The following is a 10,508-nucleotide window of genomic DNA, read 5'->3' on the forward strand; positions in this document are numbered from 1 at the left end:
AGGTTATTACGTTACCTTGTATAAGTACCATTTAGGGTGAACTATGAAAATATCAATAGAGTTAAGCTTATACCCACTTGCAGAAGAGCAATACAAAACTGAAATTTGGGCGTTTATTAAAAGACTTAGGCTTGTAGATGGTTTACAAGTTGTGACCAATGGCATGAGCACGCAAGTGTTTGGTGATTATGATCTTGCTGTTACTCATGTGATGGCTGAAATAAAACATGTTCATGCAACCATAGGTGCAGCCGTATTTGTCTGTAAATTTATTGGCAGTGATTGTTCAGAAGTTGAAGCGGAAATATAATGTCTGAAATATTTAACAGTGTATCTACTTACTTTGTACAGCTACCTTGGCTTGAATTGATGGCTATGTTGTTGTCACTCGCCTATGTAATATTAGTCGCCAAAGGTAATATATGGTGCTGGCCTGCAGCTTTCATAAGTACGGCTATTTATGCTGTTATATTTTTTGATGTAAAACTATTAATGGACAGTGCGCTAAGCGTTTACTATTTATTAATGGCTATTTACGGTTATTGGCAATGGTCTAACCCAGTCACTAAAAATGATGATAGTGATGAATTACCCATTATAAGTTGGTCAGTAAGCTTACATATTAAAATATGTTTAGGCTTAGCATTAATCTCCTTGCTTTTAGGTTATTTGGTTAGTAATTTCACCTCTGCTCATTACCCTTATTTAGATACTTTTACGACAGTATTTGCTGTGTTTAGTACTTATTTAGTGACTCAAAAAGTACTAGAAAATTGGCTTTACTGGATTGTCATTGACCTTGTTTCTATTTACTTATACATTGAAAAAGGTTTAATACCGACTACTGTGTTATTCGTCATTTTTGTTGTGATCGCTTTTTACGGATATATAAAATGGCTAAAAAGTTATAAAAAAGAGCAAGACTGTCCAGAGCCAACATCATTAATTGATTGATAAATTAGTTGTGCAAACAGACTTAAATCAGAGCTAAATTTTATGATGCCACCCAATACATCTGAATTAACTTCGCTTCAATCTCTACCTTGTTTTACAGACATTATTGAGGTTACACGATTCAATAAAGGTTTGAGTCATGTTTGCTTTAAAGTAACAACCACAGTGGGAAACTACTTTGCTAAGCAACTACGTGATGAGACAGCTGTAAAGGAAGCTTCCTGTAGCGTTTATATGGCCAATGCAGGATTAAGTCCCGATGTTGTATATCATGACAAAAAGTGGTTAATAACAACATTTATAGAAGGTTTATCTGTTGCTGAAATAGATGCAAACTTAGATGAACAGTTAGTAATCGCCACATCTATTATGGTGCGTGTACACCACGTTAAATCATCCTCGTTTGTATCAGCTAATAAATTTAGCCTTCCTTGCTTAACAGAATTGGATATTGCATCCACCATCAACGACTTATTAACTGATTCTAATTCTTTAGAGGCTCAGCAGCGGGTTTTATTGCAAGATATGGGTAAGGTGTTAGCTTCACGTATTGATCACCAAAAAGCACTGTTAAATACTGCTTTAGTATTTTGTCATGGTGATATCAATTACAGTAACTTGCTTATTGATGAGCAACAATCTGTTTGGTTAATAGATTTTGAATGCGTACAACTAGCGCCCCGTGAATTCGATATTGCTATGTATATCGCCATTAATAATATTCCTTTTGAGTTGATTGACCATGTTATTAGCAACTATCAACAATACGCATTAGAAAATAACATTAATAGACCGTTAGTAAATTTATATATTAGTTATAGTTTACTCATTAATGCATTATGGTATGTAAAAAAAATAGCTACTTTACCTGTAACAGCTAATTCACATTATCATATACTAGCCAAACAACAAGCGGTTGCTTTTGACAATTTTAATCTTCAATTTACTATGCAATTAGCTGAGTTATTACCTAAGATATCAGCAAAATGATTACCACCCACTAATCATTAATATATTTTATCTCATTTTCAATGATTTTTAGCTCAGCCTTATACCAATTCCGATAATTTTCTGGTCTAGCTGTGCGAAGGGAAAATATCTAAAGNNTATTTTAACCAGTACAGGTGATCAGTAATTTAACGGACTTGGTATTAATAGCTATTCATCTGTTATTTCCAAGTAATGTAGACTCAAAATTCAGACATAAAAAAACCGTATAACTTAACGTAATACGGTTTTTATAATCAGTATCTGTGTTCACTTTTTATATCAAAAGTCACTCAAACCTTGCGTATGTATCTCATTTAAACATTAAGTAAAAATAGATATTAGCTATTTTTGCTACTCGCCTGAATAACACGTAATTGCGCTACCGCACGTGCTAATTCAGCTGCTGCCGCGGTAAAATCAACATCACTGCTATTTGCATTAATGTTTTCTTCTGCGCGTTGCTTAGCTTCAAGAGCAGCTTGTTCATCTAAATCATCAGCGCGGGTAGCCACATCGGCTAACACGATAATGTTATTAGGTTGAACTTCTAACATACCACCTGAAAGATAAATAACTTCTTCGCTATCATCATGCTTAGTGATTAATGCCATACCCGGCTTAAGTGAAGTCAGTAAAGGTGCATGTCCAGGCATAATACCTAGCTCACCTTCACTACCTGTGATCTGTAGTGATTTAATGCTACCAGAAAATAAGCTTTCTTCTGCACTTACCACACTCAGATTTACAGTTAATAATGCCATTTGACTCGACCTCTATTATCGTAAGTACTTATACCTGCGCATAAATACTTACTAGATGATTACATCTTACTAGCTTTCTCAATGGCTTCTTCAATAGAACCCACCATGTAGAACGCTTGCTCAGGTAAATCATCGTAGTCACCAGCCAAAATGCCTTTAAAGCCAGCTATGGTGTCTTTTAATGGAACATACTTACCTGGTACGCTGTTAAATACTTCAGCAACGAAGAACGGTTGAGATAAGAAGCGTTGGATCTTACGTGCGCGAGATACCGCTTGTTTATCTTCTTCAGATAACTCATCCATACCTAATATAGCGATGATATCTTTAAGTTCTTTATAACGTTGTAATACTGTTTGTACACCACGAGCGATTTCGTAATGTTCAACACCAACAACTAATGGATCTAATTGGCGAGAAGTAGAGTCTAATGGATCGATTGCAGGGTAAATACCTTGCGATGCGATATCACGACTTAATACAACTGTTGCATCTAAATGTGCGAAAGTAGTTGCAGGGCTAGGGTCAGTTAAATCATCCGCAGGTACGTATACCGCTTGGATTGAAGTGATTGAACCTTTGTTAGTTGAAGTAATACGCTCTTGTAATATACCCATTTCTTCAGCAAGTGTTGGTTGGTAACCAACCGCTGATGGCATACGACCAAGTAGTGCTGATACTTCAGTACCCGCAAGAGTATAACGGTAAATGTTATCTACGAAGAATAATACGTCACGACCTTCGTCACGGAATTTTTCTGCCATAGTTAAGCCCGTCATAGCAACACGTAAACGGTTTCCTGGAGGCTCGTTCATTTGACCGTAAACTAACGATACTTTATCAAGTACATTAGAATCGTTCATTTCGTGATAGAAATCGTTACCTTCACGTGTACGCTCACCAACACCAGCAAATACTGAGTAACCACTGTGCTCGATCGCGATGTTACGGATAAGTTCCATCATGTTTACTGTTTTACCAACACCAGCACCACCGAATAAACCTACTTTACCACCCTTAGCGAATGGACAAACTAAATCGATTACTTTGATACCTGTTTCTAGTAATTCACTAGACATGGCTTGTTCAGCATAAGCAGGAGCTTCACGGTGAATAGACCAACGGTCTTTTTCGCCAATAGGACCCGCTTCATCAATAGGCTCACCAAGTACGTTCATGATGCGACCTAACGTCTCAACACCAACTGGCACTTGTATACCTTGACCTGTATTTTCTACATTCAGACCACGACGCAAACCGTCTGAAGAACCCATTGCGATAGTACGCACAACGCCGCCACCTAGCTGCTGTTGAACTTCAAGTACTAAACCTGCAAGGTTTCCTTCAGTTACTTTTACTGCGTCATATACCTGAGGTACGGCATCTTGTGGAAATTCTACATCCACAACTGCGCCAATGATTTGGACGACTTTACCTGTACTCATGTTTATTCCTCTTAATTTAAGTTAGCTAAGCCTTGCTCAACTAACTTATCGTTAAATTACGAAATGTTCATTACCTAACTTTAATTAATAAAGTGTAGACCTAACCTATCGCAGCGGCACCTGCAACAATCTCACCCAACTCTTGAGTGATTGCCGCTTGACGCGCTTTGTTGTATACCAATTGTAAATCGTCAATGATTTCACCAGCATTATCTGTAGCGGCTTTCATTGCAATCATACGGGCTGCTTGTTCACAAGCTAGGTTTTCAACCACGCCTTGATATACTTGAGATTCAACATAACGAACTAAAAGCTTCCCTAATAAAGAGTCTGCATCCGGTTCGTATATATAATCCCAACGATGACCAATATCTTCATCATCTGATTTAGGTAGAGGTAACAATTGATCAATTGTTGGCTCTTGTGTCATTGTATTCACAAACTTGTTGTAAACTACATACAATTTATCAATATCACCGTTTTCATAAGCTTCAAGCATAACTTTTACACTACCAACTAAGTCAGTAAGTGAAGGGTTATCACCTAAGCCTGAAATTTGTGCTGATACTTTAGCGCCCATATTGTTGAAAAATGATGTCGCTTTAGCGCCAACCATTGCAAATTCAACTTCAGCACCAGATGCTTGATGTTTACCAGCATCTACAAGTACACGTTTAAATAAGTTAGTATTTAAACCACCACACAAACCACGGTCTGTTGAGACAACAATATAGCCAACACGCTTAGTTTCACGTTCAACCATATACGGGTGACGAAACTCTAAGTTACCAAGCGCAATATGACCGATCACATTTCGTATATTGGTCGCATATGGACGAGAGGCTGCCATACTAGTTTGTGCTTTACGCATTTTACTAGCGGCAACCATTTCCATAGCGCTTGTGATCTTTTGAGTGTTTTTAACACTCGAAATCTTGGTTTTTATTTCTTTACCAATGGCCATGACTCTTCTCCGAAAAGATTACTTTATTAAAGACTAATTACCAAGTTTGTGTAGACTTGAATGATTCAAGTGCTTTAGTCAAACCTGCTTCGATGTCTTTATCGTAATTACCAGTTTCATTGATAGTAGCCATTAACTCAGCCTGCTCAGCATTAACATAAACATGTAAAGCTGATTCAAAATCAACAACTTTATTGATTTCGATGTCGTTTAAAAAGCCTTTTTCTGCGGCAAATAATGACACTGCAGTTTCAGCCACTGATAGTGGACTGTATTGCTTTTGCTTCATTAATTCAGTAACACGTTGACCGTGATCTAATTGAGCACGAGTCGCATCATCTAAATCTGATGCAAATTGAGCAAAAGCCGCTAATTCGGCGTATTGAGCAAGTGCCATACGAATACCACCACCAAGTTTCTTGATGATTTTCGTTTGTGCAGCGCCACCAACACGAGATACAGAAATACCAGCGTTAACAGCAGGACGGATACCTGAGTTAAATAAGTTAGATTGTAAGAAAATCTGACCATCGGTAATTGAGATTACGTTTGTTGGTACGAAAGCAGATACATCACCCGCTTGCGTTTCAATAATTGGTAATGCAGTTAAAGAACCTGTTTTACCTTTTACTTCACCGTTCGTGAATTTTTCAACATAGTCTTCGTTTACACGAGCAGCACGTTCTAATAAACGAGAATGAAGATAGAAAACGTCACCTGGGTAAGCTTCACGACCTGGCGGACGACGTAAAAGTAATGAAATTTGACGGTAAGCAACTGCTTGCTTAGACAAGTCATCATATACGATTAATGCATCTTCACCGCGGTCACGGAAATATTCACCCATTGAACAACCAGCATATGGTGCTAAGTATTGTAATGCAGCAGCTTCAGAAGCTGAGGCAACAACTACAATAGTATTTGATAACGCGCCATGTTCTTCTAAGCTACGAACTAAGTTCGCTACTGTAGAAGCTTTTTGACCGATAGCAACATACACACATTTAATGTCAGTGTTTTTTTGGTTGATGATAGCGTCTAATGCAATCGCTGATTTACCAATTTGACGGTCACCAATGATTAATTCACGCTGTCCACGACCAATTGGGATCATAGCATCAATAGACTTGATACCAGTTTGTACTGGCTGGTCTACTGAACGACGTTCAATTACACCAGGTGCCATAACTTCTACTGGAGAGAAGCCATCGTTATCAATTGGGCCTTTGCCATCAATTGGTTCACCTAAAGTGTTTACTACGCGGCCTAATAAACCACGACCTACTGGTACTTCTAAAATACGACCAGTACCTTTAACTTTTTGGCCTTCCGCTAAATCAGCGTAAGGACCCATTACTACCGCACCTACCGAATCACGGTCAAGGTTTAACGCGATAGCAAAACGGCTACCAGGAAGTTCGATCATTTCGCCTTGCATTACATCAGCAAGACCATGGATGCGAATAATACCATCTGTTACAGAAACGATAGTACCTTCGTTACGAGCTTCGCTGACAACACTAAACTGTTCAATTCTATTCTTGATCAGGTCAGCGATTTCAGTGGAATTCAGTTGCATGCTCTGTTCCCTTATCTATGATTGTAAAGTTGTTGCTAAACGGCTCAATTTACCTTGTATAGAGCCATCAATTACCATGTCTTCAGCTTGAATAATCAAACCTGAAACGATACTTACATCAATTTTACAATTAAGCTTTACTTTACGTGCCAAACGCTTTTCAAGCGCGGCGCTAAGTGTTGTTTTTTGCTCGGCTGTAATTTCTACAGCAGAGGTTACATCCACAGTGATTTCTTGATCTAGCTCTGCCTTTAAAGCAATGAACTGTTCAAGCACTAGCGGTAACACCAACAAACGTTCGTTTTCAGCCATTACTTTTATCAAGTTTTGGCCTTCACTGTTAACTTGCTCACCACAAACATTCAAAAATAAAGTTTGTGCTTGCTCTACTGAAGCGCCACCAGATATATAACCAATAATGGCATTATCTTTAGCAACTTCAGCAGCAAATGTTAGCTGGGCAAGCCAGCTATCAACTGCATTCGCTTCAACAGCAAAGTCGAACGCTGCTTTAGCGTAAGGACGAGCAATGGTTGTCAATTCAGACATAGCTCTTTCCTCTTAAAGTTCAGCGACGAATTTATCTAAGATGTCGCTATGTGCTGCGGCATCAATTGAACGCTCGAGAATTTTCTCGGCACCAGCAATAGCTAGAAGTGCGACTTGTTGACGCAGTTCTTCTTTTGCTCGGTTACGTTCAGCTTCAATTTCTGTGTGACCAGCAGCCAAGATTTTTGCTTTCTCGGCTTCTGCTTTCACAGCAGCTTCTTCAACTATTTGCGTTTCACGCTTTTTAGCTGCTTCAATAATTTCAGCAGCTTGCGATTTCGCTTCTTTTAGTTGGGCCGTTGCTTTTTCTTGGGCTAATTCCAAGTCTTTTTCAGCACGGTCTGAAGCAGCTAAACCATCTACGATTTTTTTCTGGCGAGCTTCAATAGCGTCGTTTAGTGGTGGCCATACAAATTTCATGCAGAACCATACAAAAACGATAAACGCTATTAATTCACCAATTAGAGTGGCGTTTAAATTCACAACCGCTCCTCCTTAATAGAAAGCTGTTCAAAGAATGAAATTAAAGTACAAACAATAATACCATCGCGATACCAACACCGATCATAGCTACAGCATCGATTAAACCAGCTAAGATAAACATCTTAACTTGTAAAGATGGTGCTAATTCTGGTTGGCGTGCACACGCTTCTAAGAATTTTCCGCCCATGTTACCAAAACCGATAGCAGTACCAATAGCACCAAAACCGATAAGTAAAGCAACTGCGATAAACTTGATTGCTTCAGGCATTGTTAATAGTTGTTCCATTTTTTTCTCCAGGGTTTTTAATTATAAATTAAAGTTAAAGTTAAAGTTAAAAAATTAATGATTGTCTGAGCTGGCCATACTTAGATAAACGATGGTAAGCATCATAAATACGAATGCTTGTAACACGATTACTAATATGTGGAATACAGCCCAAACAAAGTGCAACGGAAGTTGCATTAAACCAATAGCGCCGATTAAGATGAATATCAACTCACCAGCATATAAGTTACCAAACAAACGCAATGCTAACGAGAATGGCTTAGCAATTAATGCGATTGTTTCAAGTAATAAGTTACATGGGATCAAGAACACCATTGCAAGTTTGTTATCTGTGCTAAATGGGTGCAAAGTAAGTTCTTTAATAAAACCACTAACACCTTTGATTTTTACTGAATAAGCTACCATCAATAAAAACACACCAACAGCTAATGCAGCAGTTAAATTAATATCTGTAGTTGGCACTATTTTCATGTACACGTCGTGTGAGTCCATACCAAAAGCGCTTTCGCCAACAAAGCCAGCAAGTGCAGGTAAGAAATCAACAGGAATTAAATCCATTAAATTCATTAAAAACACCCAAACAAATATTGTAAGGGCTAGAGGAGCAATTAAAGTACTCTTGCCTTGAAAGGTTTTAGCGACATTATCGCCAACAAAGTCAACGATCATTTCAATAAAACATTGAAATTTACCAGGAACACCAATCGTTGCCTTCTTTGCAGCACTTCGGAAAATTGCTAGGAACAATATCCCTAAGCCAATTGACCACGCTAATGTATCTATATGCCATGTCCAGAAACCACTGTCACTACATGCTTTATTAAATGCTAAACCACTCTCGGTTGAACACATTTTTGCATTAGTTAAATGGTGCTGAATATGGCCTGAGAGAGTTACTTCTTCTGCCATTTTTTTATCCCAAAGGTTAAAGTTTATAAATTTTTTAATCGGTATTTAACGTACTGTTATAAACACCGGAAGTAACAACGGTAAAAACGTTATTACTGAATATGTACCTAGAAGTGCTACAGGTGCAACAATCAAAAATTTAAACACTAGCGCAAATAATAACGCAGTATATAACATCTTTAATTTTACCCCACTGTAGAAAGATTCCATCACCTTTCTTGATGACTGAGCACCTGCATATTTAAATGCTTTATAAGCGAAAATCATGTTTGGAATAATCCCAACAAAGCCACCAATTAATGCAGACTTTGCGTAATGGTATCCCCAAAAATAATAGACAAATAGAGTTATTAATAAAACCGTAATTGCCATCAACACAATTTGCTTCAAAGCAAATTTTCGCCCTTCACTTGTTAATCTATTTTTCATTATTTTACATCTAATCAAATACGAAAAACATCGTAACTATCCAAGCCTTTTAAAGTAAAAACTTTAAGTTTAAAAACTTTTCGCAAGTATACTTAACTTCTTTTTTATTGCAAGATATAAGGGCATGAACGCACCTTATTTGTGCTATTTATTTCTATTATTCATAAAGTATATGATAATTTAATTATTATTCATTGTCTGATTATCAGAAAATATGATCTGTCAAAATGCTTTCTTTATGACCTCTTATTAATTTACATACAATTTTATATTTGCAGCTAAATAAGAACCCTCAATTAAAAATATTTATTTCTTAAATTTACAATTACCCAAAGCTTAAAAACTCACTTGAGAACACTAAGCAACATATGTGCTTTGATTAAAATTATTCATATTTTGACTATAATAAAGACCGAGTAAAGTCACCCTAGCATTGACTGATACGTACCTATTGTTTTGACCATCCGCGCAACGACACATAGTAGTACGATTGAATATGCCTCCCCCTTTCTTGTTTTAACTATTACTCACGCACATCGTTAGGCTGATTTCTTAAACACCAAAATATAAAAAGCCCAATACTTTTGTATAGTCCTTTTTCTTGAGCTTTTACTTCCATCAATATAACGATATTAACGTGTATGGATGCACTAATGGCGAGGAGATCACACAACGTCTAGACAACTGTTTTTCTGAAGATTATAGATAAATTTTGTATATTTATACAAAAAACTAGAAGAAAAAAACAAACGTTAACTAAAGCGCTTTTCTTGTTCTTTACTCAAATAGAAATTGAGAATGTCCGACTCTCATATGGACTTTACTGTAATACCATTTTCAATACGGGTCACCAGCAGGCTGCTTCCTACAGGGTAGATAAGTCTCGGTGGTTTATGCCGTTTTTGTATTGAGCGACGATCAATAGAGGTAAGTCCATTTAGGTACTCAATGATGTAACTTGTAGGAGGCTGCCTGCAGGCGATAAATGCCAAAGGCATTTCCCTAAACTCTAACACCGTATTTTCAATACGGGTCACCAGCAGGCTGCTTCCTACAGGATAGATAAGCCTCGGTGGTTAATGCCGTTTTTGTATTGAGCGACGATCAATAGAGGTAAGTCCATTTAGGTACTCGATGATTTAACTTGTAGGAGGCTGCC

The 10,508-nt window shown here is 37.5% G+C and carries 12 protein-coding genes; 3 read left to right on the forward strand and 9 right to left on the reverse strand.

The window, feature by feature from the left end:
• Window positions 1-43: 43 nt before the first annotated feature.
• The 3 genes from KO502_RS13710 to KO502_RS13720 are packed head-to-tail and all read left to right on the forward strand — an operon-like array spanning window position 44 to window position 1,944.
• Window positions 44-310 carry a hypothetical protein gene (locus KO502_RS13710; RefSeq protein WP_216023126.1) on the forward strand — a complete coding sequence of 89 codons (267 nt, stop codon included), beginning with the start codon at window positions 44-46 and terminating at the stop codon, window positions 308-310.
• The gene (pnuC, locus tag KO502_RS13715; protein WP_216023127.1) at window positions 310-954 is read left to right on the forward strand and encodes a nicotinamide riboside transporter PnuC; all 645 of its coding nucleotides are present in this window, start codon (window positions 310-312) and stop codon (window positions 952-954) included. Before KO502_RS13710 ends, pnuC begins: the two co-directional genes overlap by 1 nt.
• Before the next feature lie 42 nt (window positions 955-996).
• Window positions 997-1,944 carry a phosphotransferase gene (locus KO502_RS13720; RefSeq protein WP_216023128.1) on the forward strand — a complete coding sequence of 316 codons (948 nt, stop codon included), beginning with the start codon at window positions 997-999 and terminating at the stop codon, window positions 1,942-1,944.
• Between the two features lie 338 nt (window positions 1,945-2,282).
• Here KO502_RS13720 and KO502_RS13725 read toward each other — a convergent pair whose 3' ends face one another.
• The 9 genes from KO502_RS13725 to KO502_RS13765 all read right to left on the reverse strand — a co-directional run bounded on the left by KO502_RS13725 (window position 2,283) and on the right by KO502_RS13765 (window position 9,349).
• On the reverse strand, window positions 2,283-2,705 hold the full coding sequence (locus tag KO502_RS13725) for a F0F1 ATP synthase subunit epsilon (RefSeq protein WP_216023129.1): 423 nt from the start codon (window positions 2,703-2,705) through the stop codon (window positions 2,283-2,285).
• 59 nt (window positions 2,706-2,764) lie between these two features.
• Window positions 2,765-4,150: a F0F1 ATP synthase subunit beta gene (gene atpD, locus KO502_RS13730; RefSeq protein ID WP_216023130.1), complete on the reverse strand. Its 1,386-nt coding sequence runs from the start codon at window positions 4,148-4,150 to the stop codon at window positions 2,765-2,767.
• Between the two features lie 100 nt (window positions 4,151-4,250).
• The gene (gene atpG / locus KO502_RS13735) at window positions 4,251-5,114 is read right to left on the reverse strand and encodes a F0F1 ATP synthase subunit gamma (RefSeq protein WP_216023131.1); all 864 of its coding nucleotides are present in this window, start codon (window positions 5,112-5,114) and stop codon (window positions 4,251-4,253) included.
• Window positions 5,115-5,151: 37 nt separating this feature from the next.
• A complete protein-coding gene (atpA, locus tag KO502_RS13740) occupies window positions 5,152-6,693 on the reverse strand; it encodes a F0F1 ATP synthase subunit alpha (RefSeq protein ID WP_216023132.1) in 1,542 nt (513 codons plus the stop codon).
• 15 nt (window positions 6,694-6,708) lie between these two features.
• The gene (gene atpH, locus KO502_RS13745; RefSeq protein WP_216023133.1) at window positions 6,709-7,242 is read right to left on the reverse strand and encodes a F0F1 ATP synthase subunit delta; all 534 of its coding nucleotides are present in this window, start codon (window positions 7,240-7,242) and stop codon (window positions 6,709-6,711) included.
• Between the two features lie 12 nt (window positions 7,243-7,254).
• Window positions 7,255-7,725: a F0F1 ATP synthase subunit B gene (gene atpF, locus KO502_RS13750; RefSeq protein WP_216023134.1), complete on the reverse strand. Its 471-nt coding sequence runs from the start codon at window positions 7,723-7,725 to the stop codon at window positions 7,255-7,257.
• Between the two features lie 40 nt (window positions 7,726-7,765).
• Window positions 7,766-7,993, reverse strand: coding sequence for a F0F1 ATP synthase subunit C (atpE, locus tag KO502_RS13755; RefSeq protein WP_086745850.1), 228 nt, complete (start codon window positions 7,991-7,993; stop codon window positions 7,766-7,768).
• Window positions 7,994-8,065: 72 nt separating this feature from the next.
• Window positions 8,066-8,920, reverse strand: a complete 855-nt coding sequence (atpB, locus tag KO502_RS13760) for a F0F1 ATP synthase subunit A (RefSeq protein ID WP_216023135.1) — start codon at window positions 8,918-8,920, stop codon at window positions 8,066-8,068.
• A 45-nt stretch (window positions 8,921-8,965) separates the two neighbouring features.
• Entirely contained in the window at window positions 8,966-9,349 is a 384-nt protein-coding gene (locus KO502_RS13765) for an ATP synthase subunit I (protein ID WP_216023136.1), read from the reverse strand.
• Window positions 9,350-10,508: the final 1,159 nt, after the last annotated feature.

Source organism: Colwellia sp. E2M01, assembly GCF_018860585.1.
GTDB lineage: Bacteria > Pseudomonadota > Gammaproteobacteria > Enterobacterales > Alteromonadaceae > Colwellia.